The organism is Amycolatopsis sp. GM8 (assembly GCF_021653975.1).
GTDB lineage: Bacteria > Actinomycetota > Actinomycetes > Mycobacteriales > Pseudonocardiaceae > Amycolatopsis_E.
This window is the reverse complement of the sequence record NZ_JAJKFK010000005.1, coordinates 284,964-309,685: the sequence shown is the minus strand read 5'-3', so window position 1 is coordinate 309,685 and position 24,722 is coordinate 284,964. Positions and strand designations below refer to the sequence as shown.

24 protein-coding genes are annotated in these 24,722 nt (G+C 69.5%); 18 read left to right on the top strand and 6 right to left on the bottom strand.

Going from position 1 to position 24,722, the window contains the following annotated elements; translation table 11 throughout:
* Window positions 1–114: 114 nt before the first annotated feature.
* From LOZ83_RS24935 to LOZ83_RS24920, 4 genes are read right to left on the bottom strand one after another with little or no spacing between them, the layout of a single operon-like run.
* Window positions 115–897, bottom strand: coding sequence for an MBL fold metallo-hydrolase (locus LOZ83_RS24935; protein ID WP_236794062.1), 783 nt, complete (start codon window positions 895–897; stop codon window positions 115–117).
* Between the two features lie 37 nt (window positions 898–934).
* Complete coding sequence (locus LOZ83_RS24930; protein WP_236794060.1) at window positions 935–1,462, bottom strand: CoA-binding protein; 528 nt, start codon at window positions 1,460–1,462, stop codon at window positions 935–937.
* Entirely contained in the window at window positions 1,459–2,748 is a 1,290-nt protein-coding gene (locus LOZ83_RS24925) for an O-acetylhomoserine aminocarboxypropyltransferase/cysteine synthase family protein (RefSeq protein WP_236794058.1), read from the bottom strand. The genes LOZ83_RS24930 and LOZ83_RS24925 overlap by 4 nt, the downstream gene beginning before the upstream one ends.
* Window positions 2,749–2,790: 42 nt before the next feature.
* On the bottom strand, window positions 2,791–3,624 hold the full coding sequence (locus LOZ83_RS24920) for a putative RNA methyltransferase (protein WP_236794056.1): 834 nt from the start codon (window positions 3,622–3,624) through the stop codon (window positions 2,791–2,793).
* A gap of 688 nt (window positions 3,625–4,312) precedes the next feature.
* On the opposite strand from LOZ83_RS24920, the gene LOZ83_RS24915 reads away from it, so the two are divergent.
* From LOZ83_RS24915 to LOZ83_RS24900, 4 genes are read left to right on the top strand one after another with little or no spacing between them, the layout of a single operon-like run.
* Window positions 4,313–5,704: an ammonium transporter gene (locus LOZ83_RS24915; protein ID WP_236794054.1), complete on the top strand. Its 1,392-nt coding sequence runs from the start codon at window positions 4,313–4,315 to the stop codon at window positions 5,702–5,704.
* The gene (locus LOZ83_RS24910) at window positions 5,701–6,039 is read left to right on the top strand and encodes a P-II family nitrogen regulator (protein ID WP_236794052.1); all 339 of its coding nucleotides are present in this window, start codon (window positions 5,701–5,703) and stop codon (window positions 6,037–6,039) included. The genes LOZ83_RS24915 and LOZ83_RS24910 overlap by 4 nt, the downstream gene beginning before the upstream one ends.
* Before the next feature lie 4 nt (window positions 6,040–6,043).
* Window positions 6,044–8,359: a [protein-PII] uridylyltransferase gene (locus LOZ83_RS24905; RefSeq protein WP_236794050.1), complete on the top strand. Its 2,316-nt coding sequence runs from the start codon at window positions 6,044–6,046 to the stop codon at window positions 8,357–8,359.
* Between the two features lie 54 nt (window positions 8,360–8,413).
* Entirely contained in the window at window positions 8,414–8,770 is a 357-nt protein-coding gene (locus tag LOZ83_RS24900) for a hypothetical protein (protein WP_236794048.1), read from the top strand.
* 420 nt (window positions 8,771–9,190) lie between these two features.
* Here the strand turns inward: LOZ83_RS24900 and LOZ83_RS24895 are convergent, their stop codons facing one another.
* A complete protein-coding gene (locus LOZ83_RS24895) occupies window positions 9,191–9,619 on the bottom strand; it encodes a MarR family winged helix-turn-helix transcriptional regulator (protein ID WP_236794046.1) in 429 nt (142 codons plus the stop codon).
* 10 nt (window positions 9,620–9,629) lie between these two features.
* Entirely contained in the window at window positions 9,630–11,396 is a 1,767-nt protein-coding gene (locus LOZ83_RS24890; protein WP_236794044.1) for an ABC transporter ATP-binding protein, read from the bottom strand.
* A 178-nt stretch (window positions 11,397–11,574) separates the two neighbouring features.
* Between LOZ83_RS24890 and ffh the strand changes: the two genes are divergently transcribed.
* From ffh to dprA, 14 genes are all read left to right on the top strand, one after another.
* Window positions 11,575–13,107, top strand: a complete 1,533-nt coding sequence (gene ffh / locus LOZ83_RS24885; protein ID WP_236794042.1) for a signal recognition particle protein — start codon at window positions 11,575–11,577, stop codon at window positions 13,105–13,107.
* Complete coding sequence (locus LOZ83_RS24880) at window positions 13,107–14,171, top strand: amidohydrolase family protein (RefSeq protein WP_236794040.1); 1,065 nt, start codon at window positions 13,107–13,109, stop codon at window positions 14,169–14,171. The genes ffh and LOZ83_RS24880 overlap by 1 nt, the downstream gene beginning before the upstream one ends.
* A 194-nt stretch (window positions 14,172–14,365) precedes the next feature.
* Window positions 14,366–15,142 carry a lysostaphin resistance A-like protein gene (locus tag LOZ83_RS24875; protein WP_374202707.1) on the top strand — a complete coding sequence of 259 codons (777 nt, stop codon included), beginning with the start codon at window positions 14,366–14,368 and terminating at the stop codon, window positions 15,140–15,142.
* A 165-nt stretch (window positions 15,143–15,307) separates the two neighbouring features.
* Complete coding sequence (gene rpsP / locus LOZ83_RS24870) at window positions 15,308–15,739, top strand: 30S ribosomal protein S16 (RefSeq protein ID WP_236794038.1); 432 nt, start codon at window positions 15,308–15,310, stop codon at window positions 15,737–15,739.
* Window positions 15,736–15,975: an RNA-binding protein gene (locus tag LOZ83_RS24865; RefSeq protein ID WP_236794036.1), complete on the top strand. Its 240-nt coding sequence runs from the start codon at window positions 15,736–15,738 to the stop codon at window positions 15,973–15,975. Before rpsP ends, LOZ83_RS24865 begins: the two co-directional genes overlap by 4 nt.
* Window positions 15,976–15,985: 10 nt before the next feature.
* Window positions 15,986–16,504, top strand: coding sequence for a ribosome maturation factor RimM (gene rimM, locus LOZ83_RS24860; protein ID WP_236794034.1), 519 nt, complete (start codon window positions 15,986–15,988; stop codon window positions 16,502–16,504).
* An 11-nt stretch (window positions 16,505–16,515) separates the two neighbouring features.
* Complete coding sequence (gene trmD / locus LOZ83_RS24855; protein WP_236794352.1) at window positions 16,516–17,271, top strand: tRNA (guanosine(37)-N1)-methyltransferase TrmD; 756 nt, start codon at window positions 16,516–16,518, stop codon at window positions 17,269–17,271.
* A gap of 142 nt (window positions 17,272–17,413) precedes the next feature.
* Window positions 17,414–17,773, top strand: coding sequence for a 50S ribosomal protein L19 (gene rplS, locus LOZ83_RS24850; protein ID WP_236794032.1), 360 nt, complete (start codon window positions 17,414–17,416; stop codon window positions 17,771–17,773).
* Between the two features lie 24 nt (window positions 17,774–17,797).
* Window positions 17,798–18,730 carry a signal peptidase I gene (lepB, locus tag LOZ83_RS24845; protein ID WP_236794030.1) on the top strand — a complete coding sequence of 311 codons (933 nt, stop codon included), beginning with the start codon at window positions 17,798–17,800 and terminating at the stop codon, window positions 18,728–18,730.
* Window positions 18,731–18,808: 78 nt separating this feature from the next.
* The gene (locus tag LOZ83_RS24840; RefSeq protein WP_236794028.1) at window positions 18,809–19,561 is read left to right on the top strand and encodes a ribonuclease HII; all 753 of its coding nucleotides are present in this window, start codon (window positions 18,809–18,811) and stop codon (window positions 19,559–19,561) included.
* On the top strand, window positions 19,558–19,881 hold the full coding sequence (locus tag LOZ83_RS24835) for a DUF2469 domain-containing protein (RefSeq protein WP_027946358.1): 324 nt from the start codon (window positions 19,558–19,560) through the stop codon (window positions 19,879–19,881). The genes LOZ83_RS24840 and LOZ83_RS24835 overlap by 4 nt, the downstream gene beginning before the upstream one ends.
* Window positions 19,882–20,002: 121 nt before the next feature.
* A complete protein-coding gene (locus tag LOZ83_RS24830; protein ID WP_236794026.1) occupies window positions 20,003–20,383 on the top strand; it encodes a YraN family protein in 381 nt (126 codons plus the stop codon).
* 34 nt (window positions 20,384–20,417) lie between these two features.
* Complete coding sequence (locus LOZ83_RS24825; RefSeq protein ID WP_236794024.1) at window positions 20,418–21,929, top strand: YifB family Mg chelatase-like AAA ATPase; 1,512 nt, start codon at window positions 20,418–20,420, stop codon at window positions 21,927–21,929.
* A gap of 1,475 nt (window positions 21,930–23,404) precedes the next feature.
* Window positions 23,405–24,562, top strand: a complete 1,158-nt coding sequence (gene dprA / locus LOZ83_RS24820; RefSeq protein WP_374202706.1) for a DNA-processing protein DprA — start codon at window positions 23,405–23,407, stop codon at window positions 24,560–24,562.
* Window positions 24,563–24,722: the final 160 nt, after the last annotated feature.

Sequence of the window (24,722 nt, the reverse complement as noted above, 5' to 3'; positions counted from 1 at the left end):
ATTGGCTGAGCCTGGACAACGTGACAGTCGCACCAAAAGGAAACCTGGCACCCCGCGAGTCCGACGCTCGCGACGGTGAGTCCGACGCTGGGGACCGTGAGTTCGACGTTCGGGCTAGGCGGTGGGGCGGCGGGTGACCAGGGTGATGGACTCGCCGGGGTCCAGGACGCGCAGGCGTTCGCTCAGGCCCGCGTTGGCGAAGGCCTTGCGGATCGAGTCCGGGCCTTCCGTGAAGTGGCCCCAGCCCCGGGTGTGCAGCGGGATCACGACCTTCGCGTTCAGGATCCGCGTCGCCTCCGCGGCGGCCTCGCTCGTCAGCGTCAACGGTGCGCCGTCGAACAAGGCCGTCCTCGCCGCGCCCGCGAACAGCAGCGCCACATCGACCGGGCCGACACGCCGCGCGATCGCGCGGACCTGCTCCAGCGACGCGTTGTCGCCGGCCACGTACACCGACGGCAGATCGCGCCCCCGCAACACGAAGCCGGTCACCTCGCCGACCACACCCTCGGCGCCTTTCGGGCCGTGCTGGGCCGGGACCGCGATCACCTCCACCTGGCCGAGCGTGATCGCCGCCCATGGCGGCAGCCCCTGGGCCGTCCCGCCGAGCCGCCGCGCGCCGCTGACCGTGGTGAGCGTCAGCAGAATGCGCCCGACGAGCTCGCGGCCGGCCGGGTCGAGGTTGTCGACGTGCTGGTCGTGCGAGAGCAGCACCGCGTCGACGGGCTCCACCGACTCGAGCGGGACAGCCGGGTCCTCGGTCTTCGTCAGCGTCCGCCCAGGCGCGGTCTCGTAGTCGCCGGCCGGGCTGAACGTCGGGTCCGTGAGCAGTCGCTTGCCGCCGATCTCCAGCAGCGCGGTGGGCCCGCCCACGAACGTCACCCGCAGTTCTCCGGTCATAGCAAGGACAACCGTTCCGAGTTCACGATTCTTCCTTTCATGGCGCGGACTGCCGCCGCGAACTGACGACTCCGGTATTGAAACCCGCGAGATGTAAGCCACCCGCGAAGCGCGCGTGCTCGATCTTCACGCACCGGTTCATCACCACGTCCAGCCCGGCCTCCGTCGCCCGCTGCGCGACCGGCTCGTGCCACAGGCCGAGCTGCAGCCACAGCGTCCGCGCGCCGGCCTTGATGACCTCCTCGGCCACGTCCGGCAGGTCGCTGTGCTTGCGGAAAACGCTCACCAGGTCCACATCCGGGACATCGGCCAGCGACGCGTACACCGGCTGCCCGAGCAACGTCTTCAGCCGCGGGTTGACGAAGTTCACCTGGTACCGGCTCGACGACAACAGGTACGTCGCGACGAAGTAGCTCGGCCGGGCGGGGTTGTCCGAAGCGCCGACGATCGTCACCGACCTCGTCCGCGCCAGGATCGCCTGCCGCTCCCGGGCCGTCGGCGGGGTCCACGACACCGGCGGGTCGGCGAGCACCGCCCCGTGCGGTACCGAAGTTTCGAGGATCATTCCTTCACCGCCGTCGCGAGAGCCTGGTCGATGTCCCAGCAGATGTCGTCGAGATCCTCCAGCCCGACCGACAACCGGATCAGGTCCGGCCCGACGCCACCGGCCGCCAGCTGCTCGTCGGTCAGCTGCTGGTGCGTCGTCGACGCGGGATGGATGACGAGCGTGCGCGCGTCCCCGACGTTCGCCAGGTGCGAGAGCAGCTCGACCGACTCGACGAACTTCTCGCCCGCCGCCCGGCCGCCCTTCACCCCGAACGAGAACACCGCGCCCGGCCCCTGCGGCAGATACTTCTTCGCCCGCTCGTGGTGCCGATGCCCGGACAGCCCCGCGTAGCCGACCCACGCGACCCGCTCGTCCGCCGCCAGGAATTCCGCGACCGCCTGCGCGTTGCGCACGTGCGCGTCCATCCGCTGCGGCAACGTTTCCACGCCCTGCAGCAGGAGGAACGCCGAATGCGGCGACAGCACCGCGCCGATGTCCCGCAGCTGCTCGGCGCGCAGTCGCGTGCAGAACGCGTACTCGCCGAAGTTCTCCCAGTACTTCAGCCCGCCGTAGGACGGCACGACCTCGGTCATCCGCGGGAACTTCCCGTTGCCCCAGTTGAACTTGCCCGACTCGACGACGATGCCGCCGAGCGTCGTGCCGTGCCCGCCGAGGAACTTCGTCGCCGAGTGCAGCACGATGTCCGCGCCGTGCTCGATCGGGCGGCACAGGTACGGCGTCGCGAGCGTCGCGTCCACGACGAGCGGGATGTCGTGCGAGTGCGCGAGATCCGCGAGGCCCGAAATGTCCGCTATATCACCACTGGGATTCCCGATGACCTCGGTGAAGATGAGCCGCGTCTTCTCGGTGATCGCCGCCGCGTAGGCGTCGAGGTCGTCCCCGGGGACGAACGTGGTGTCCACCCCGAACCGCCGCAGCGTGCCGTCGAGCTGGGTCACGGTGCCGCCGTAGAGGCCGCTCGCGGACACGATGTGGTCACCGGCCTCGGCGAGCGCCGAGAACGTCAGGAACTCCGCGGCCTGCCCGCTGCTCGTGGCGACGCCGCCGATCCCGCCTTCGAGGCTGGCCAGGCGTTCTTCGAACGCGGCCACTGTCGGGTTGCCGATCCGGCTGTAGATGTTGCCGTACTTCTGCAGGGCGAACAGGTTGGCCGCGTCCGCGGCGTCTTCGAACACGAAACTCGTGGTCTGGTAGATCGGCACCGCCCGCGCCCCGGTCGCCGGATCGGGCGTGCCGCCGGCGTGCAGGGCACGGGTGCGGAAACCCCAGCTGCGCTCAGTCACACCGAGGACGTTACCCACGACTTGCGAGGCGGGCCAAGATTCTCACGGCCTGGAAGGCGGCTTCCGGTACTCCTGCAACACGAACGACGCAGTGACGTCGAGCGGTTCGCGGACGTCGTCCAGCCGCTTCAGCCGCTCCGGATGGTGCGCGTTCGGCCCCATCATGACCGCTCTGCGAACGTCCATTGCGGACAGTGTGAGCCGCTCGGTGTACTCCTCCTTCGACACCGGCTCGAAGCGTCCCCCGAGCACGTTGTCCAGGCGTTCTTCCTTGCGCTCGTCCACTTCGAGCAGGTCGGCCACCGCCGCCAGCTCGCGCAGGTGACCGGGCCGCGGTGACACGACGAAGAGGCTGCCGCCGGGCCGCAGCACGCGATGGAACTCCGCGCCGTTCCGCGGGGCGAACACGTTGAGCAGTACCGAAACCGAGCCACTCGCGACGGGCCACGGCTCCCAGAGATTCCAGACGGCGGCGCCCAGGCGTTCGTGCGCCCGGGCCGCGCGCCGCAGCGCGAGCGCCGAAACATCGAGCGCGAGTCCCGTCGCTCGGGGTTCCTTCGCCAGTACCCGTGCGAGGTAGTAGCCGGTGCCCGCGCCCGCGTCCAGCACCAGCCCCGACGTCGTCACGCGAGCGACGAGCCGGTCCGCCAACCCGTCGTAGTGCCCGGCGCCCAGGAACTCCGCCCGCGCCGCGACCATCTCCGCGGTGTCCGCGGTGCCCGACGGCACCTTCGCGTGCAGCAGGTTCACGTAACCCTGTTTGGCCAGGTCGAACGCGTGCCGTCGGGCGCAGCGCAGCGCGCGGTCCGCCAACTCGACCGGCTCACCGCACACCGAGCAGCGCAGCGCGTCCACGACGGCGGGAGGCAGGACCATGGCTCCATTCCACCAGGAACCGAGTTGCGAGCGTTCGACGACGTCGCGTATTGTTGATGTTGGAGCCAGTTGGTCTGCGGACGCAGCTGGAAGTGAGGGCCTGGACTCCCGTGGGATAGCGGGACCAGACCTTTCGCGCATTCAGAGTTCGTGTACGTCGATGCACTGGGATCGATCGAGTAGGTCCACACCCATGGTGGCTGTTCATCGGTTTCGTTCCCGATCGACGCGCAACAAACTGCTGATTTCCTTGGTGTGGCGCCACCAGGAGACACCCCCTGATCATGACGATCGCTGGCGCGCGAGTTGGAGCCGACGGGACGTTCGCTCGTCGCGCCAATGAAGGTGGTCCTGCTTGGGCGGGCGCCTCGTCGAGCATGCGTTCGAGGCCGGGGCACTGTTCGGCACACCGCGCGAAGAGTATTCGGCCCGTTACCCTTCGCGACCCGCGGTCCTGCGCGTCACAGCACCGGCAGCTACAGGCACCCGTAACGGAGCAGTGGAGCCGTGCCGTTCACTGTCCGTATCTGACGACGACGTTTCGTGAAAGGACATCACAGGCGGGTCTCCGGGAAACGTGCTCGTAACAACGCCGAGACGACAGTTCACACCGGCGAAACGTGCCAAGCGGCCGAGTGAAACACCCGAAATCAAAACTCCCGGCAATATCTCGATCCGGGAGGAAGATGTGCTGAACGCAGGAGACACCGCATGGGTGTTGGCCAGCGCCGCGCTGGTCATGCTCATGACACCAGGACTGGCGTTCTTCTATGGCGGCATGGTTCGCGCGAAGAGCGTCCTCAACATGCTCATGATGAACTTCATCTGCTTGGCGATCGTGTCCGTGCTCTGGGTGCTCTACGGCTTCGGTGAGTCGTTCAGTACCGACGCCTTCAGCGGGCTGATCGGCAACTTCGACCACGCCGGCTTCGCGAACACGTGGGGCCAGCTCGCCGGGTTCGCCACGACGGCGACCAGCACCAGCCCCGCGGTCGCCTGGCCGGGCGCGGACGCCCTGCCGGTGCTCGCCTTCGCGATGTTCCAGCTGATGTTCGCGGTCATCACACCCGCGCTCATCTCCGGCTCCATCGCCGACCGCACGAAGTTCTGGGGCTGGGGCCTGTTCGTGGTCCTGTGGGTCACGATCGTGTACTTCCCGGTCGCGCACTGGGTGTTCTCGTTCGACGGCTTCATCAGCCCGGACGCGCTCGGCGGCTGGATCTCCAGCAAGCTCAAGGCACTGGACTTCGCCGGTGGTACCGCGGTCCACATCAACGCCGGTGCCGCGGGCCTCGCGCTCGCGATCGTGCTCGGCAAGCGCAAGGGCTGGCCGAAGGACACCGGCCGCCCGCACAACGTGCCGTTCGTCCTGCTCGGCGCCGCGCTGCTGTGGTTCGGCTGGTACGGCTTCAACGCGGGTTCCGCGCTGTCGGCCGGTGACCTCGCCGGGGTCGCGTTCACCAACACCACCGTCGCCACCGCCGCCGCGTGCCTCGGCTGGCTGCTGGTCGAGCAGCTCAAGTTCGGCAAGCCCACGACCCTGGGCGCCGCGTCCGGTGCCGTCGCCGGCCTGGTCGCGATCACCCCGGCGTGTGGTTTCGTCACGCCACTGGGCTCCATCGCGATCGGTGTCATCGCCGGTGTGGTCTGCGCGCTCGCGGTGTCGCTCAAGTACAAGCTCGGCTTCGACGACTCGCTCGACGTGGTCGGCGTGCACCTGGTCGGCGGTCTCGTCGGCACCCTGCTGATCGGCTTCTTCGCCACCACCAAGGTCAACTCGCTCGGCGCGGACGGCCTGTTCTACGGCGGTGGTTTCAGCCAGCTGGGCAAGCAGGCGGCGGCCGCGTTCGCGGTGCTGGGCTACTCCTTCATCCTCACCCTGATCATCGGCTTCATCATCAAGGCCGCCGGCGGGTTCCGGGTCAAGGAAGAGGACGAGGTCAGCGGTATCGATGAGGCGCAGCACGCCGAAAGCGCGTATGACTTCGGTCAGTCCGTCCTCGGCGGGCACAGCGGTAGCAGCCCGGGTTCGGTAGCGGCGTCGAAGGACGGCGTGGCACTGGAAGGAAGCAAGGCATGAAGCTGATCACCGCCATCGTCAAGCCGTTCACTCTTGACGACATCCGGTCGGCGCTCGAACAGCTCGGCGCACTGGGCATGACGGTCAGTGAGGTGCAGGGCTACGGCCGGCAGAAGGGCCACACGGAGGTGTACCGCGGCGCCGAGTACGCGGTCGACTTCGTCGCCAAGCTGCGGGTCGAGGTCGTGACCGACGACGCGAACGTGGAGAAGGTCATCGAGGCGATCGTCAACGCCGCGCACACCGGCAAGATCGGTGACGGCAAGGTGTGGGTCACGCCCGTCGAGACCGTCGTCCGGGTGCGCACCGGCGAGCGCGGCACGGACGCGCTGTAGACGGATGGTTCTCGGGGGGGAACTCGCCAAGGCGGCGAGCCGGCTGCTGGAAGGTCGCCACGGCCGGCTCGGCGCCGCCGCGTTACGGGCCGCGCTGGTGGACCTGTACGAGTTCTGGCTGAGCAAGGCCGCGGCGGCGGCCGGTGTCGACACCGCTGAACCCGGTGTCGCACTGGTCGCCGTCGGCGGTCTCGGACGGCGCGAGCTGGTGCCGTTCTCCGACCTCGACCTGGTGCTGGTGCACAACCAGAACGACCAGGTCGCCGAAATCGCCGACGCGCTGTGGTACCCGCTGTGGGACGCGCGCATCGGTCTCGACCACGCCGTCCGCACGCCCGCCCAGGCGCTTCAGGTCGCCTCGGAAGACCTGCGGACCGCGATGGGGCTGCTCGACGCGCGGCATATCGCCGGGGACACCGACCTGGCCGACAGGCTCGCCGCCGCGGCCCGCGACCAGTGGCGGCGCACCGCGCGCAAACGATTGCCGGAGCTGGCCGAGTCGACGCACAAACGGTGGCAGCGCAGCGGTGAAATTGCCCAGTCCGCCGAGCCGGATCTCAAGTACGGCAAGGGCGGGCTGCGGGATCTGGGTGTGCTGGAGGCCCTCGCGGTCGCCCAGCTCACCGATCGTCCCGGCGAGGAACTGCGCGATGCCAAGGAACTGCTGCTCGACGTCCGCACCGAGCTGCGGCGGGAGCTGCGCCGTGACCGGGACGTGCTGAGCGCGCCCGACGCGGAGCTGGTGGCCGCCGAGCTCGGCTTCGGTGACCGGTTCACCCTGGCCCGCAAGCTCGCCGGCGCCGGCCGCACCGTCAGCTACGCGGTGGACGTCGCGCTCCGGTCCACTGTGGACGTACCGAAGAGCCGGTTCGGCCGCCGTCCCAGCCGGACCCCGCTCGACGAAGGTGTCGTGTTGCACGGCAACGAGGTCTCGCTCGCTCGGGACGCGGTGCCGGCGAAGGATCCCGCGCTGCTGCTGAGGGTCGCCGCCGCGTCTGCTCGCACCGGCGTGCCGATCGCCCACGGCACCCTGCGCACGCTCGCCGACTCCGCGCCGGAACTGCGGACGCCGTGGCCGGTGGACGCACGCGACGCGCTCACCGAACTGCTCGGCGCGGGCGAAGGCCTGATCGACGCGGTCGAAGCGCTCGACCGCACCGGGTTGTGGGCTCGGCTGTTCCCCGAGTGGGGCGCGGTGCGGGACCTGCCGCCGCGCTCGCCGGTGCACGCGTGGACGGTCGACCGGCATCTGGTCCAGACCTGTGTGGAAGCGGCGAAGCTGACGACCACCGTGGCCCGGCCCGACCTGCTGCTGCTCGGCGCGCTGCTGCACGACATCGGCAAGGGCCGCGAGGCCGACCATTCCGAGCTGGGCGCGGCCATCTCCGCCGAGGTCGCCCGCCGGATCGGGTTGCCGGAGGCCGACGCGTCGATGGTCTCCCGGATGGTGCGGCACCATCTGCTGTTGCCGCACACCGCGACGCGCCGGGACATCGAAGACCCGACCACCGTGCATCGTGTCGCGAAGACCGTTGACAACGATGTCGTGCTCCTCGAACTCCTGCAGGCACTGGCCCAGGCCGACTCGCTCGCCACCGGGCCGGGCATGTGGAGCGACTGGAAGGCCGGGCTCCTCGAGAACCTGGTGTCGCGCTGCCGGCAAGTCATGCAGGGCAAGGGATTCAGCCCACCCGAGCCGCTCGGCCAGGAGCAGCGGGAGCTGGTGGCCACGGCGGTCCGGACCGGTCGCGTCGAGGTCTCGATCAGCCACGACGGCACCATGGCGACGGTCGTGCTGGCCGTGCCCGCCCGGACGGAGCTGCTCGCCCCGGCCGCCGGGGTGCTCGCCCTGCACTCGCTCGAGGTCCATACCGCGACGCTGCGCGGCCACGGCAACGGGCGTGTCGGCATCTTCGTCGCCTCGCCGAAGTTCGGTTCGCTGCCCGATTCCGCGCTGCTGCGCGAGCAGCTTTCGCGGGCGGTCGCGGGCGGGCTGGCGCTGGAGCAGAAGCTCGCGGCCAAGGAACGGGACTACTCCACACCCGTGCGTGTCGTGGCGAGGCCGAAGGTGCTGTGGTTCGACGACGAGACGTCCGGGCCGAACAACGTCGTGCTGGAGCTGCGGGCGCCGGACCGGATCGCCCTGCTGTACCGGGTCGCCGGCGCGCTGCAGTCCTGTGACGCCGAGGTGCGCTGGGCGAAGGTCGCCACGCTCGGTGGCGCGGTCGTGGACTCGTTCGCGGTCGCCCCGCGCGGGGTGCGGTTGGACCAGTCCTGGCGCCAGCGGGTCGAACAGGCGGTCCTCGCGGCCGCTTCCTGACCGCCTCGGGGTGTCGTGCGGGCGGTCGGTGACCGCGATGGCAGGATGTCCGCCATGCCGGAGCTCGAGCCGACCGTCTTCCCGGCCACGGTTGCCGCGTCGCATCTCCGTGCCTGCGCCGCCGAACTCGACAGCGCCGAGGAGATGGAGCTCGCCGACCTCGCCCCCGTGATCGCCGATCTCGTGAACGGGCAGCGGCTGCTCTCCAGCGCCCTCACCCGGCTGGCGGAGCGCGTTGAGGACGGACAGTCCGGTGTCCTGGCCGCCGCTCCGTCGCCCCAAGTGGGGGCGCTCGCGCAAGTACTCCAGGCGGCGGCGGGCGCTTTCGGCTATTCGGCGGACGCGCTCGCCGAAAGCGAGCCGTTCGCGCGGATCGCGGCCGAATTCGCCGGCCCGGACACCCGTTTGTAGCTCCAGGTCCCCCCGTTCGGGGCGTGATCAGGCGAAATCCCCTCACCGAAAAAATCTTGAAAAACCGCGTCATGGGTCTCGCCGCCGGGTGTCCCACCCGTGCGCCGGGCAACGACGGCACACTTGAGTAGATCTACCTAGCGCTACTTGGGTGTTGTCACGCTGCCGGGTGACCCCCGAACCGGGCAGGCTTACGGACATCGCGTGGAAGTCCGCGAGCCGGTCTCGCCCGGTACTGGGGGTCCGGGCGAGGGTCGTGACTCTTGCGGCTCCGGCGCGACCATGCGGGTGGCTCGGCGAGGGGGCGAGCCACCCGCATGAGTGTCCCCCGCGAGTCCGACACCCACGACGCCGAGTCCGACACTCAGGACGCCGAGTCCGACGTTCGCGACGCCGAGTTCGACACTCGGAGCCGGAGCCTCAGCTGTCGGCGAGCCGCGACATGATCGTCGCCGCGATGCGCAGCAGTTCGAGCTCGGTCTCGCTGAGCGTCCGCGCCATCGCGTCCGCGAGCCACTCCTCCCGCTGCACGCTGTACGCGCGCAAGGTCGCCAGCCCGCCGTCGGTGATGTTGAGCAGCGACCGCCGCCCGTCCTCCGGATCGGGTCGTCGCGCGACGAGGCCCTCGCGTTCGAGCGTGGCGAGCACTCGCGTCAGTGACTGCGGCTGGATCTTTTCCCCGTCCGACACGGATTTCGGGGTCTGCGTGCCCGCACGGTAGAGCCGGCTGAGCACCTGTAGTTCCAGTGCGCTCGGCCCGCCCGAGTCCCGCTCCGCCCGCATCCGCCAGTTGAGCCTGCCGACAGCTTCCCGTACGACGTGGGCGAGATCCATGTCGGCGTCGTACATATGTGTCACTCTAGGAGATCTCACCCCGGACCAACCGGGTGTAGCGCCCGCCCAGCGCCATCAGCTCGGCGTGCTTGCCGCGCTCGACGATCCGGCCTTCGTGCAACACCACGATCTGGTCCGCGTTCTCCACAGTGGACAACCGGTGCGCGATCGTGATCGTGGTGCGCTGGGCGGCCAGCCGGTCCAGTTCCTCCTGCACGGACCGCTCGGTGCGGTTGTCGAGCGCACTGGTCGCCTCGTCGAGAATGAGGACCGGCGGGTTGCGCAAAAGGATCCGGGCGATCGCCATCCGCTGCTTCTCCCCGCCGGAGAACCGGTACCCGCGCTGCCCGACCATCGTGTCGTACCCCTCGGCCAGCGTGGCCAGCGTGTCGTGGATGTGCGCCGCCCGTGCCGCCCGTTCGATCTCCTCGTCGGTCGCGTCGGGCTTGGCGAAGCGCAGGTTCTCCCGCACCGAGGCGTGGAACAGGTAGGTCTCCTGCGCCACCAGGCCGACCGCGCCCGCCAGCGAGCGCAAGGTGACGTCCTGGATGTCGGTGCCGTCGATCAGCACCCGGCCCTGGCCTGGTTCATACAACCGCGCCACCAGGTACGCGAGCGTCGTCTTGCCCGAACCCGTCGCGCCGACCAGCGCGGTGGTCGAACCAGCCGGCACCTCGAGGTCGATATCCCGCAGGGTCCACCGGTCCTCGTACTTGAACGACACACCGCGCAGGCTCACGGCGCCGTCCCGGACGACCAGCTCGCCGGCGCCCGGCCGGTCGGCGATCTCCACCGGCAGGTCCAGCACCTCGAAGATCCGCCCGAACAACGTCGTCGCCGTGGACAGGTTCTGGCCCACGGTCTGCATCGCCGTGACGGGACCGATCAGCCGGTTGAGCATGCTGGTGAACGCGACGACCGTGCCGAGGCTGATCGGGCTCGCGCCGTGCGCGATTGCCATGCCCGCGATCCAGTACACGATCGCCGGCACGCAGGTCAGGGCGATCCGCCGCGAAGCCATCTGCCAGCGCCCCGCGAGCGCCGACTGCCGTTCCAGGTCCGACACTTCGCGGGACTCCGCGGCGAACCGGTCGCGCAGCTCCCGCCCGTTGCCCATCGTCTTGGACAGCAGCACGCCGGACACCGACAGCGACTCCTCGACCATCGTGGTCAGCCGGGCCATCCGCCCCTGCCTGCCGCGCGCCAGTGACCGGCGTTTCTTGCCGAGCCGCAACGTGAACAGCAGGAACAGCGGGATCACGATCAGCCCGAGGATCGCCAGCTGCCAGTCCATGATCAGCAGCGCCACCGCGATCGCGATGGTGGTGATCCCGTTCTGCGCGATGGAGCTGGCGGTGGTGTTGACGACGTTGTCGACACCACCGATGTCGTTGAACACCCGCGACAGCACCTCGCCGGTGCGGGTCCGGGTGAAGAAGGCCAGCGACATGCGCTGCAGGTGGTCGTAGACGTTGACCCGCAGGTCGTTCATCACCCGCTGGCCGATGGTGTTCGCGATGCCCGTGCTGTTGACGCTCAGCGCGCCGCTGCCCAGCGACGACACGATCATCCCGGCGGCCAGCAGGGTGAGCAGCACGGTGTCGCGGTGGGGGAGTGCGGTGTCCAGGATGCCGCGCAGGAAGAACGGCGCCGCCACGCCCAGCGCCGCCTGCGCGATGATCACGGCGAACAGGCCGGTCATCGCCCACCGGTAGGGCTTGAACAGGGCGAAGATCCGGCGTAACGGGACACGCTCGTCGTCGTCCTGATCGCGCTCGATCAGAGAAGTCATACGCATGAGCGTAGTAATCTCGGCAACGCTTTTTCCTCATACCAAGGTTTGATCTCTCGGGTTGATGCGCATCCGTTTAGTATCGGTTTAGGTGGATTTCGCGGTACCCGCAGGTCGGGCTCAGCGGGCCGCTACCCTGGACCGCGGAGCAACCACGACAGCTGGAGCGTGCACACCCGTGTTCGACACCCTCTCCGACAGGCTCACCTCGGCCCTGCAGAACCTGCGGGGCAAGGGGAAGCTGACCGACGCCGACATCGACGCGACCGCGCGCGAGATCCGCATCGCGCTGCTGGAGGCCGACGTCGCGCTGCCCGTCGTGCGGGAGTTCATCGCACAGATCAAGCAGCGCGCGAAGGGTGCCGAGGTCTCGGGTGCCCTCAACCCCGCGCAGCAGGTCATCAAGATCGTCGACGAGGAGCTCGTCGCGATCCTCGGCGGCGAGACCCGGCGGCTCAACCTGGCCAAGAACCCGCCGACCGTGATCATGCTCGCCGGTCTGCAGGGTTCCGGTAAGACGACGCTCGCCGGCAAGCTCGCGATGTGGCTGAAGAAGCAGGGCCACGCGCCGCTGCTGATCGCCGCCGACCTCCAGCGCCCCAACGCCGTCACCCAGCTCCAGGTGGTCGGCGAGCGCGCCGGGGTCGCGGTGTTCGCCCCCGAACCGGGGAACGGCGTCGGTGACCCGGTCGACGTCTCCCGCCGCGGTATCGACGAGGCCAAGCACGCCCAGCACGACGTCGTCATCGTCGACACCGCCGGCCGGCTGGGTGTCGACGAGGAGCTGATGAAGCAGGCCGCCGACATCCGTGACGCGGTCAATCCGGACGAGACACTGTTCGTCGTCGACGCGATGATCGGCCAGGACGCGGTGAACACCGCGGAGGCCTTCCGCGACGGCGTCGGCTTCTCCGGCGTGGTGCTCACCAAACTCGACGGCGACGCGCGCGGTGGTGCCGCGTTGTCGGTCCGCCAGGTCACCGGTCAGCCGATCCTCTTCGCGTCCAACGGCGAGAAGCTCGAGGACTTCGACACCTTCCACCCGGACCGGATGGCCAGCCGGATCCTCGGCATGGGCGACCTGCTCACCCTGATCGAGCAGGCCGAGCAGGCCTTCGACCAGGAGCAGGCCGAGAAGGCCGCGGCGAAGCTCGGCACCGGCGAGCTCACCCTGGAGGACTTCCTCGAGCAGATGCTCGCGGTCCGGAAGATGGGCCCGATCGGCAACCTGCTCGGCATGCTGCCGGGCGCCGGGCAGATGAAGGACCAGCTGGCCCAGGTCGACGACAAGCAACTCGACCGGCTGCAGGCGATCATCCGCGGCATGACCCCGGCCGAGCGCGAGAACCCGAAGATCATCAACGGGTCCCGGCGCGCGCGCATCGCCACGGGTTCCGGCGTTGCCGTACGCGAGGTCAACGACCTGGTGAACCGGTTCTTCGAGGCCCGCAAGATGATGCAGCAGATGGCGGGCCGGTTCGGCTTCGGCGGTGGCAGCGCCACCAAGAGCCGCAAGGGCAAGAAGGGGAAGAAGGGCAAGGGGCGCGGCCCGACGCAGCCGAAGGTGCGCGGCGGGTTCCCGGCCGGGATGCCGATGCTCCCGCCCGGCGGCGCCGGTGGTGGCATGCCGGATCTTTCCCAGCTGGGCGGCGGGATGAACGACGTGCCCGGCTTCGACCCGTCGAAGTTCAAGCTGCCGAAGAACAAGTGATGCACCTGCGTGGTGTGGTCCTGCCCGGTGACGAGGTGCGGGACCTCTGGATCGATGACGGGCAGTTGACGTTCGAGCCCGTTGACGGCGCGGAAACTCTTGTCACCGAAGGGTTTCTGGTACCCGGTCTGGTGGATGCGCACTGTCACCCCGCGATCGGCGTGCATGGTCCGTCCACAGTGGACGAGGCGATCGCGCAGGCGATGCAGGACCGCGACGCGGGCACGCTCCTGATCCGCGACTGTGGCCAGCCGATCGACACGCGCGCGTTGCAGGACCGTGCCGACCTGCCGCGGATGATCCGCTGCGGCCGGCATCTCGCGCTGCCCAAGCGGTACATCCCCGGCCTGGGCATCGATCTGGGGTCCCCGGACGAACTGCCCGACGCGGTCGCCGAGCAGGCCGCCGACGGTGACGGCTGGGTCAAGCTGGTCGGCGACTGGATCGACCGCTCGACCGGCGATCTGGCGCCGCTCTGGCCGGACGACGCGCTGGCGGAGGCGGTCAAGGTCGCCCACGCGGCGGGGGTGCGCGTGACGGCGCACGTCTTCGGCGAGGACGCGCTGCCGGGCCTGATCAACGCGGGCATCGACTGCCTGGAGCACGGCACGGGCTTGTCGCCGGAGCTGCTCGCGGAGATGGCCCGCCGCGGTACCGCGCTCGTTCCGACGTTGATCAACATCGAGAACTTCCCCGGTATCGCCGAGAAGGCGACCAAGTACCCGGTCTATGCCGCACACATGCGGGCTTTACACGCCGGCGTGCGGGACATGATCGCGTCGGCGCTGTCGGCGGGCGTCGCGATCTACGCTGGCAGCGACGCGGGCGGGATGATCGCGCACGGCCGGCTGGTCGACGAGATCGAGGCGCTGTGGCGGGCGGGCATGTCCCGCACCGAGGCCCTCGCCGCCGGCTCGTGGTCCGCTCGCGAGTGGCTGGGGCACCCGTCGCTGACCGAAGGCGCTCCGGCGGACCTGCTCGTCTTCGACAGCGACCCGCGCGAGGACCTGTCGGTGCTGCGCGATCCGCGCCACATCCTGCTGGGTGGGGCCGTTTTCCGCTGACCGCTCACCGCCCGGGTTCGCCCGATCGCACGGCGCCACCTAGCCTGGGCAGCGTGAATGGGGGAGCGTGCCTGGGTCTCGTCGCGCACGCCGCCACCGAACCGCCCCCGGCATCGCCGTTGTTCACCTGAACGGCGGCCACCGTGGCGACTAGGCTCGGGCAGTGGTTCGGCCGGATGGGATGGAGGCAGCGGGTGACGACGACTCAGCCGGACGAGCCACTCGACTCGATCGGCCTGCCGGACTCGGTGACGGCGCCGGAGCACCGTTGGGGGTTCGGCGCGTTCCTCGTCGTCGAGGCCGTCCTGCTGGCCTCGGCCGCGTTCCTCAGCGTGCTGCTCGGCCCGGTCAGCGCGGGGCAGCCCATTCCCGTCCGTGACGTCCTGCTCGGCACGATCATCCCGACCGTGCTCGCCGCGCTGGTCGCGGTGCTCTTCACGGTCGTGCGCGGCAACGGCCCGCGGATCGACCTGCGCTTCGAATGGCACTGGGCGGACATCCGGATCGGCTTCAAGTTTGGCCTGCTCGGTCTCGTGCTGACCACGATCAGCGCGTTCATCTGGACCGAGGCCGTGGGCGAGCACAACGCGGGTTCGGCGATCGGCGCGCTGGTCGAGAACCAGCCGATGTCGGTAACCGCCGCCATCATCATGTTCGTCTACCTCTGGCTGCTCGGCCCGGTCTGCGAGGAGATCATCTATCGCGGCCTGCTGTGGGGTGCGGTCGAGCGGCTGCCCTGGGGCAGTGAGCGGTGGACAAGGCTCGCGGCGTTCCTGCTGTCCACGGCCGTGTTCGCGGTCAGCCACCTCGAACCGCTGCGCACGACGCTCCTGCTCGTGATCGCGGTGCCGATCGGCCTGGCCCGGCTTTTCACCGGCCGCCTGCCCGGCGCGATCGTCGCGCACCAGATGAACAACTTCCTGCCGGCGCTGGCGTTGCTGCTCACGACGCTGGGCGTGCTGACCCTCTAGCGCACGGCCAAGCGACGTCTGGCACAATTGACGCTTGCCTGCTACGGCCGGTCCCTCTCACCGCGCCGTGGCGACCCAAGCTTCGGGTACTCGTGTCCGGTTCCCCACTCGGATCGTGACCCGGCACCCAGCGAGCACCGAGAAAACCAAGGAGTACCCACACCCGTGGCCGTCAAGATCAAGCTGCAGCGCCTCGGCAAGATTCGCGCGCCGTACTACCGCATCGTCGTCGCCGACGCACGCACCCGCCGCGATGGCAAGGCCATCGAGACGATCGGCAAGTACCACCCCAAGGAGGACCCGAGCTTCATCGAGGTCGACTCCGAGCGGGCCCAGTACTGGCTGGGTGTCGGCGCGCTGCCGACCGAGCCGGTGCAGCGCATCCTCGAGATCACCGGGGACTGGCAGAAGCACAAGGGCCTGCCGGGTGCCGAGGGCACGCTGAAGGTGCGCGAGCCGAAGCCGTCGAAGCAGGACCTGTTCAACGCTGCGCTGGCCGCGGCCGGCGAGGAGCCCTCGACCGAGGCCACCACGGCGAAGAAGAAGGCCCCGAAGAAGGCCGCCGAGGCCGACGAGGCGGGTAAGGCGGAGGCGTGAGCTTCCTCGCCGACTCTCTCGAACACCTGGTGCGCGGGATCGTCGACAACCCGGACGACGTCCGGGTCGAGCTGGTCACCACGCGGCGCGGGCGCACGCTCGAGGTGCACGTCCACCCCGACGACCTGGGCAAGGTCATCGGCCGGGGGGGCCGCACCGCGACGGCGCTGCGCACGGTGATGGGCGGTATCGGTGGCCGCGGCGTCCGGGTGGACGTCGTCGACACCGACCGCTGAACCCCGCACCGTGGAGGTCGTGGTCGGGCGGATCGCGAAGGCGCACGGAATCCGCGGCGAACTCGCCGTGGACGTGCGCACCGATTCGCCCGAAGAACGGTTCGCCGAGGGTGCCGTGCTCGCCGCGCGGTACCGCGACGGCCGCACTCGTTCGCTCACCATCGCGGCCGCCCGCACACACAGCGGGCGGCTGCTGATGAGTTTCGAGGAGATCCACTCCCGCACCGACGCCGAAGAGCTGCGCGGCGTGCTGCTGCTCGCCGACACGGCGGACCTGCCGCCGTCCGACGATCCCGACGAGTTCTACGATCACGAGCTCGAAGGACTGCGCGCCGAGCTGGCCGACGGCACCGTTGTCGGCACAGTGCAGGAGATCGTGCACGCACCCGGCGGCGAGCTGCTCACACTGGACCGCGAGGGCCGGACAGTGCTGGTGCCGTTCGTGCGGGCGATCGTGCCCGTCGTCGACGTGGCCGCCGGCCGGGTCGTGCTCGACCCGCCCGAAGGCCTGCTCGACGAAACCGAGTGAGTGAGGCCGCCATGCGGATCGACGTCGTCACGATCTTCCCCGAGTACCTGGACCCGCTGCGGGCCGCGCTGCTGGGCCGCGCCATCGAGCGCGGCCTGATCGAGGTCGGCGTGCACGACCTGCGCGACTGGACGCATGACGTGCACCGCGCCGTGGACGACGCGCCGTACGGCGGTGGCCCCGGCATGGTGATGAAACCGCAGGTGTGGGGCGACGCGCTGGACGCCGTGTGCGGCGAGGCGACGCGTCTCGTCGTGCCCACGCCCGCCGGCCGCCCGTTCACCCAGGAGACGGCGCGGGCGTACGCGCGGGAAGAACACCTGGTGTTCGCCTGTGGCCGGTACGAGGGCATCGACCAGCGGGTCGTCGAGGACGCCGCCCGCCGGATGCCGGTCGACGAGGTGTCCATCGGCGACTACGTGCTGGTCGGCGGCGAGGCCGCGGTGCTGGTGATGGTCGAGGCCACCGTCCGGCTGCTGCCCGGCGTGCTGGGCAACCCGGTGTCCGCGGAGCAGGACTCGTTCTCCGACGGCCTGCTCGAAGGACCGAGCTACACCCGGCCCGAGGTGTGGCGCGAGCTCGCCGTGCCGGAGGTGCTGCGCTCCGGCAACCACGCGCTCATCGAGCGCTGGCGGCGGGACCAGGCGCTGGAGCGCACCCTGCTGCGTCGCCCGGAGCTGCTGGACCGGCTGCCGGAGGGTAATCTGGACAAGCGCGATCTCGCCGTGCTCGACCGTGTTCGCGGGGAGCAGTGGCAGGCCGGGTGAGCCCGGCACGATCGCGTCTGCCATACTCGACACTTGGTACGCCGCTGGGCGTGCGTACCCCATGAACCCCCGGGTCGATCGCACACCAGCTGGTCCGCGCCCGGAATCACGTAGTCAGACGAAGGACGAGGACGGAATCCCGATGAACACCCTGGACAGCCTGGACGCTCAGTCGCTGCGTTCCGACATTCCGAACTTCCGCCCGGGTGACACGCTGAAGGTGCACGTTCGCGTTATCGAGGGAAACCGCGAGCGCAACCAGATCTTCCAGGGCGTCGTCATCCGCCGCCAGGGCGGTGGCGTCCGCGAGACGTTCACCGTGCGCAAGGTTTCGTTCGGCGTCGGCGTGGAGCGCACCTTCCCGGTGCACTCGCCGAACATCGCCAAGATCGAGATCTTCAAGCGCGGCGACGTGCGCCGCGCCAAGCTGTACTACCTGCGCGAACTGCGCGGCAAGGCAGCGAAGATCAAGGAGCGTCGCGAAGCCCCCACGGCGTCCTGACAGGCGCCCTAGTAGCCTGGCGACGTGGTTGAACCCGTGACCTCGAGCGCTGCCGAGGACGAGCCGGAACGCGCCGAAAACGGCGAAAACAGCGATACCGGCGCAAAAGGAAAGCGGCGGCACCGCCAGCCCAAGAAACAGCGTTCGTTCTGGGTCGAGCTGCCGATTCTGATCGTGGTCGCACTGGTTCTCGCCTTTGTTTTCCAGCAATTCTTCGCCCGGGTCTACACGATTCCGTCCGGGTCGATGGAAACCACGCTGCACGGCTGCACCGGCTGCTACGGCGACAAGGTGCTCGTCGATAAGATCACTTATGACTTCACCGATCCCGGTCCGGGTGATGTCGTGGTGTTCAAGGGCCCGGAACCATGGCTCGAGAACGAGGCTCCGGCGCAGCGGTCCAGCAACCCGGTCGTGCGGTTCTTCCAGAACGTGGGCTCGGTGTTCGGGCTCGCACCGCCGGACGAGCGCGACTTCGTGAAGCGCATCATCGCCACGGGCGGCCAAACCGTCCAATGCTGCGATGCCCAGAACAGGGTCGTGGTCGACGGCAAGGCGCTCAACGAGCCGTACATCCATTGGGAAGACCCGTCCGATCCCCGGCAGGACACGTTCGATCCGGTGACGGTGCCCGAGGGCGATGTCTGGGTCATGGGTGACAACCGCAACAACTCATGCGACTCGCGCTGCCAGGGCGGCGGCGGGCTGCGCGGCGTCGTGCCGGTCGCCAACATCATCGGCAAGGCCCGCATCATCGTGCTGCCACCCAGCCGATGGGGCGGGGTGAGCGACACGAACCCGCAGGAAAACGCGCAGCCGGTCGCACTCGGCATGAGCGCGCCGGACTGGCAGCAGGGTGTGCCGCTCGGGATCGGAGCCGCCGCGGCATGGCCCGTGATGTCGCTCAGCCGCAGGCTCGGTTCCGGCGTGCGCGAGGCGGTCAAGCGAAAGCGATAGCCAGTGGGTAGCTCATCGGCGCTCGCGGACCCGATCAGACCACCTCGGGCGGTCGTCCGCGGGGAGCTTTTCTGGGGCATGTTGTCCGCTCTCGACCGGCGTGGGCTGGGCCCGGTCGCCGGTGTCGACGAGGCGGGCCGAGGAGCCTGCGCGGGTCCGCTCGTGGTGGCGGCGTGTGTGCTCAAGCCCGGCGACGCCGCGAAGCTCACCGAGCTGACGGATTCGAAGCTGCTCACCGCATTGGCTCGTGACCGCGTCTACGACCGGGTGATATCGCGTGCGCTGGACTACTCCATCGTGGTGATTCCGGCGGCCGAGGTGGACCTGCTGGGGATCCATGTGATGAACATCGAGGGGATGCGGCGCGCGATCACGGGGTTGCGGACCAATCCCGGCTACGTGCTGACCGACGGGTTCAAGGTGCCGGGGCTGCCCGCGCCGAGCCTGGCGGTGATCAAGGGGGATCGGGCGGTGGCCTGTGTCGCGGCGGCGTCGGTGCTGGCCAAGGTGACCAGGGACCGCATCATGTCCGACCTGCACGGGGAGCATCCGATGTATGGGTTCGACGTGCACAAGGGGTACACCACGACCGAGCACGGCGCGGCGCTCACCGAGTACGGGCCCAGTGCGGTACATCGGTGGTCGTACGCGAACGTGGCGACGGCGGCCGCCGCGCACGGGCGGCAACCGCCGCACAAGGTGATGCTGACCGTGGCGGCGCTGGAGCGATCGGAGCCGCCGGTGCGTGCTCTGGACGACGTCGTGAGTCAGAATGATGGTTCCGCCGCCGGAAGTCGGTCGAGCTCGCGAGGAGGGGCGCGGATTTCATGAGCGCAGAGGATCTCGAGAAGTACGAGACCGAGATGGAGTTGTCGCTGTACCGGGAGTACCGCGACATCGTCAGCCAGTTCTCGTACGTGGTGGAGACCGAGCGGCGGTTCTACCTGGCCAACGCGGTCGACGTGCAGGTCCGCGACGGCGGCGGCGAGGTCTACTTCGAGGTGCGGATGTCGGACGCCTGGGTGTGGGACATGTACCGCCCGGCGCGGTTCGTGAAGAACGTCCGCGTCATCACGTTCAAGGACGTCAACGTCGAAGAGCTGGAGAAACCCGACCTCCGGCTGCCCGAGGACGGTCCGTTCTCGGGCTGATCCGGGCTGTTTATCCACAACGGGTGGGTTATCCACAGCTGACCTGATTCGTGCTGGCGCGCCCCGCGTCGAACCTGGCACCGTCTTTCTGACGGTAAGGATTCGACCACTGGGGGTAACAGTGACGGACACTGTGGCACGGCCGGAAGCGGCCCATCTGGCGCTCGGCCGGCGAGGTGAGGAGCAGGCCGCTCAGCACCTGGAATCGCTCGGTCTCGTGGTGCTGGACCGGAACTGGCGCTGCCGCGAGGGCGAGCTCGACATCGTGGCCACCGACTATCGCTCGGTCATCGTCTGCGAGGTCAAGACCAGAGCCGGGCTGGACTTCGGCGATCCGGGTGAGGCCGTGACCGGGGAGAAGATCGCCCGCATCCGCCGGATCACCAGTCACTGGCTGCGCGATCGCCGGGTGCCCTGGTGCCCGATCCGGTTCGACGTGGTCTCGGTGCTCGTCAGCCCCGGCGGCGAGCTTCAGCTCAAGCATTTTCCGGCGGCCTTCTGATGGCCCGCGCCCACCACCGCCCGGCGGTGTCGTGATGGCGATCGGACACACCTGGTCGGTCGCCGTGCTCGGGATCGACGGCCGGGTCATCGAGGTGGAGGCCGACCTGGGTGGCGGCCTGCCGAGCACGAAGCTCGTCGGGCTGCCCGACGCGGGGTTGCGCGAAGCCAAGGACAGGGTCCGCTCCGCGGTCCGGAACTCCGGGCAGCAGTGGCCGGGGGAGAAGCTGACCCTCGGGCTGTCACCGGCGAATCTGCCGAAGCTGGGCTCGGGGTACGATCTCGCGATCGCGGTCGCCGTCCTCGCGGCGGCGAACAGCGTCCCCGCGACCAGGCTGCCCGGCACGGTGCTACTCGGTGAGCTCTCGCTCGACGGGCGCGTCCGCGAGATCCGGGGTGTGCTGCCCGGGCTGATCGCGGCGCGGAACGCTGGGATGAAGCGAGCAGTGGTGCCGGAACAGTCCTTGTTCGAGGCCGTCCTCGTCGAGGGTCTCGACGTCTTCGGCGCGGCTTGCCTCGCGGATGTCGTCGCCTGGCTGAAGGGGGAGGCCTCTCTGGTCAGGCCGGAGACCGCGGCCGAGAGCGCGCCACCGAAGGTGCCAGACCTCGTCGATGTGGTCGGCCAGCCCGAGGCTCGCTGGGCCCTCGAGGTCGCGGCCGCCGGCGGTCATCACCTGCTGTTCACAGGGCCGCCGGGCGTCGGCAAGACGATGCTCGCGAAGCGCCTGCCGGGCCTGCTGCCCAGGTTGTCCACCGAGGAAGCCCTCGAAGTCACCGCGGTGCACTCCGTGCACGGCTCGCTGTCGCAGGCATCGCCGCTGGTCACAGTGCCGCCGTTCGTGGCGCCGCATCACTCGGTGTCCGTCGCCGCCCTCATCGGTGGCGGGAGTGGTCTGGCCAGTCCGGGCCTGATCAGCCGTGCCCATTGCGGCGTTTTGCTCCTCGATGAGGCTTGTGAATTCTCGGGTGCGGCCTTGGACTCGCTGCGCACGGCACTCGAAGACGGCGAGGTCCGGATTGCCCGGTCCAAGGGCTCGGTTCGCTACCCGGCACGTTTTCAGCTCGTCCTCGCCACGAACCCGTGCCCGTGCGCGCCGCCACGCGAGACGGAATGCACCTGCACTCCGACGGCCATCCGCCGCTACCGGAACAGGCTCTCGGGCCCGCTGGTGGACCGGGTGGACATCCAGGTCCGGATGCGCCCGATCACCGCCATGACCAGCCACACCGAAGAATCCCCGGAACCCACGGCTGTCGTGCGCGACCGCGTCATGGCCGCCCGGGAGCGTGCCGCCGCCCGCTGGTCCACCCACGGCTGGCGCACCAACGCCGAAGTCCCCGGCCCGGTCCTCCGCCGCCAGTTCCCGCTGCCGTCCCGCGCCACCGCCCTGCTGGACCGCAGCCTCCACCAAGGCCACCTAACCGCCCGCGGCGCCGACCGGTGCCTACGCGTCTCCTGGACGCTCGCCGACCTGTTCAACCTCCCCGAGCCCAGCGCCGACCACGTCGCCGCCGCCCTGGAATTCCGCGACCGGACCGCCGCATGACCCCGCCCCCTGTCCGCCGCAGCCGCCGCCGTCGCGCCGCAGCACCTTCCCACCGAGGGCACCGAGGCCACCTTCCCCAGCCGCTTCCCGGCCATCCTGCGGTGCTTCCCGCAGCTTCCGCGTGTGGGGTTCCCAGCGCGAGAGCATCGTTCCTTCCTGGAGCCCAGCTCGCCTCGTTGGCCACCGCCCTGACGTTCCGCAGCCGGAGCGCCGCATGACTCCGACTCCTGTCTGTCGCCCGCCCGCCGTGGCGCTGTGGCGCCTTCTCACCGAGGGCACCGAAGCCAACTCTCCGCAGTCGCTTCCCGGCCGTCCTGCAGTGATTCCCGCAGCCTCCGCGTACGGCACTCCCGGCGTGAGCGTCCTGCCGTCCTGGAGCCCAACTCGCCCCGTTGGCCACCGCCCTGACGTTCCGGAACCGGAGCGCTGCACGACGCTCACGCTTGTCCGCCGCCCTCGCCGTCGTGGCACGCCTCAGGTCTCATCCCGGTGCCGCATGTCCTCACAGAGCGCCCGGCCAGCTTTCCCGGCCCCTTCTTGGCCTCGATCTTGCGGTGGTTTCCCCCAGCGCGCGCTCCGCGTCCTGCGTTCCCAGTGCGCGAGCGCCCTGCCTTCCTCGAACCCCGCCCGCCCACGTGGCCACCGCCTTGGAATTCCAGGACCGGAGCACCGCATGAACTCCGATCCCCGTCCGCCGCCCCGGCGGTTGCGGCACGCCTCAGGCCCCAGCCCAGGTGCGGCGCCTTCACAGGGCAGCGAGGCAGCTTTCTCAGCTGCTTCCGGGTCGTCGTCCCGCAGGATTCCCTGCAGCACACTCCCGTATGGGGTTCCCGGTGCGGGAGCGTCCTGCCTTCCCCCGAACCCAGCGGCGCCCACGCTGCCGCCGCCCTGGAATTCCGGGACCGGAGCGCCAGATGACTCCGCCCCTTGTCCGCCGCCCCGGCCGCTGTGCCGCGCCTCAGGTCCCCGCCCTGGTGCGGCCCTCCTTGCAGAGGGCACCGAGGCGAGCTCTTCCCACCCGCTCCTCGGCCGTCTTGCGCTGGTTTCCCGCAGCGCGCTCCGCGTACGACGTTCCCGGTGCGCGAGCGCCCTGCCTTCCTCGAACCCCGCCCGCCCCGGTGGCCGCCGCCCTGATGTTCCGAGACCGGAACACCGCATGACTCCGACACCGGCCCTGCCACCACCCGCTGTCGCGCGCCCCAGATCCCAGCCCGATACCACTATTCGTTACAGGACAACCAGATGAACTCTCCCCACCTGCCCCTCGGCTGTCGCCCCAGGCCGACATCCCACGCTCCCACCGCCCGCCCGCGCAGCTCGCGCATCACCTCTGCACCGCAGCTCCAGTGCCGCACTTTCTTACAGAGCAACGAAGTCCCCTCGACGCGCTGCTCGCTCGGGATTCCTCCCGTCGCACCGTCCTGGACTCCCGCGCCGGGCCGTCCGGTGGCTGCCTCCGGCACAAGGAGGCGAGCATGCCGATGACCGAAGAGCGCCTCGCGCGGGCCTATCTGCTGCGGGTCGCCGAACCACCGGCGGCCGCGCTGGCCAGCTTCGTCAAGGAAATCGGGCCGATCGCCGCGGCAAACGCGGTCAAAGAGGGCCGGTGTCCGCCGCGCGTTGCCGACGAAACGGCGGCCCGGCGATCGATCGATCGGGCGGAAGCAGATCTCGAAGCGGGGGAGCGCCTAGGAGCTCGCCTGGTCATCCCGGAGGACGACGAGTGGCCGGCGTGGCCACTGCATTGCCTAGAGATCGCAGGTCAGCGCGGAGTGGAGAACGGCGTGGTCCCGCTCGCTCTCTGGGTGCACGGCGATGCCCGCCTGGACGAAGCCGTCGAGGCGGCGGTCTCGATCGTCGGAGCCCGGGCATCGAGTCGTTACGGCGAAACTGTCGCCGGGGAGTTCGCCTACCACCTGTCCAGACGCGAACTGTCCGTCGTCTCCGGTGCGGCCTACGGCATCGACGGTGCCGCACACCGCGGAGCGCTCGCCGCCGACGGCCTGACCGTGGCACTGAAAGGGTGTGCCTTGGACTTCGAGTATCCAAAGGGGCACGTCGCTCTGCTGAAGAGGGTCGTCGAACAAGGCGGCCTCGTTGTCAGTGAGTATCCGCCGGGAACTCAGCCGGCACGCCACCGATTCCTCATCCGCAACCGCCTGATCGCCGCGCTGAGCGAGGGCACCGTCGTCGTCGAGGCGGGCCGCCGGAGTGGAGCACGTAACACCGCGTCGACCGCTATCTCGCTCGGCAAGATCGTGATGGCCGTTCCGGGGCCGATCGACTCCGCGACGTCGGAAGGCTGCCATGACCTCATCCGGAACTCCACCGCGTTGCTAGTCGGTTCGGTCGATGACGTGGTCGAGATCGTCGGCAAGCTGGGCACACACACGGCTGAGCGGGTCCGGCCCAAGCGCCGTACTGACGGTCTCGGGCAGGACGCGCTCCGGGTGCACGAGGCGCTGGAGCGAAGTCGCGGCAAGTCGGCCGAGCAGATCGCGATGGAGTCCGGAGTGCCCGTGCTGCGGGTGCGAGCGGTGCTGCCCGCGCTCGAACTCGATGGTTTGGCGCGGTCCGGCGAAGGCGGCTGGCAGGAAGGTCGCGATGTCAGGAAATCCCAGGCAAGCGCCTAGCGTCGGGACGCTGTCCGGGGCAATGCGAGGAGGTGACGCGATCGGTAGGTGATCCGGTGTGGCGATGCTTGACCATCGGGCGATATTCGCCCAGCGTGAGTACCCATGAGGGTGGTTCATGGGGAGCGCTCGATGGGTGAACGCGTGTACGCTCTGCGCA

Bases quoted from the DNA above. Each gene is read 5' to 3' on its own strand.
- rplS (WP_236794032.1), top strand. From the start codon at position 17,414: ATGAACACCCTGGACAGCCTGGACGCTCAGTCGCTGCGTTCCGACATT.
- LOZ83_RS24840 (WP_236794028.1), top strand. From the start codon at position 18,809: ATGTTGTCCGCTCTCGACCGGCGTGGGCTGGGCCCGGTCGCCGGTGTC.
- dprA (WP_374202706.1), top strand. From the start codon at position 23,405: ATGCCGATGACCGAAGAGCGCCTCGCGCGGGCCTATCTGCTGCGGGTC.
- LOZ83_RS24910 (WP_236794052.1), top strand. From the start codon at position 5,701: ATGAAGCTGATCACCGCCATCGTCAAGCCGTTCACTCTTGACGACATC.
- LOZ83_RS24890 (WP_236794044.1), bottom strand. From the start codon at position 11,396: ATGACTTCTCTGATCGAGCGCGATCAGGACGACGACGAGCGTGTCCCG.
- LOZ83_RS24935 (WP_236794062.1), bottom strand. From the start codon at position 897: ATGACCGGAGAACTGCGGGTGACGTTCGTGGGCGGGCCCACCGCGCTG.
- LOZ83_RS24825 (WP_236794024.1), top strand. From the start codon at position 20,418: ATGGCGATCGGACACACCTGGTCGGTCGCCGTGCTCGGGATCGACGGC.
- LOZ83_RS24900 (WP_236794048.1), top strand. From the start codon at position 8,414: ATGCCGGAGCTCGAGCCGACCGTCTTCCCGGCCACGGTTGCCGCGTCG.
- trmD (WP_236794352.1), top strand. From the start codon at position 16,516: ATGCGGATCGACGTCGTCACGATCTTCCCCGAGTACCTGGACCCGCTG.
- LOZ83_RS24905 (WP_236794050.1), top strand. From the start codon at position 6,044: ATGGTTCTCGGGGGGGAACTCGCCAAGGCGGCGAGCCGGCTGCTGGAA.
- LOZ83_RS24895 (WP_236794046.1), bottom strand. From the start codon at position 9,619: ATGTACGACGCCGACATGGATCTCGCCCACGTCGTACGGGAAGCTGTC.
- LOZ83_RS24930 (WP_236794060.1), bottom strand. From the start codon at position 1,462: ATGATCCTCGAAACTTCGGTACCGCACGGGGCGGTGCTCGCCGACCCG.
- LOZ83_RS24880 (WP_236794040.1), top strand. From the start codon at position 13,107: ATGCACCTGCGTGGTGTGGTCCTGCCCGGTGACGAGGTGCGGGACCTC.
- LOZ83_RS24835 (WP_027946358.1), top strand. From the start codon at position 19,558: ATGAGCGCAGAGGATCTCGAGAAGTACGAGACCGAGATGGAGTTGTCG.
- LOZ83_RS24920 (WP_236794056.1), bottom strand. From the start codon at position 3,624: ATGGTCCTGCCTCCCGCCGTCGTGGACGCGCTGCGCTGCTCGGTGTGC.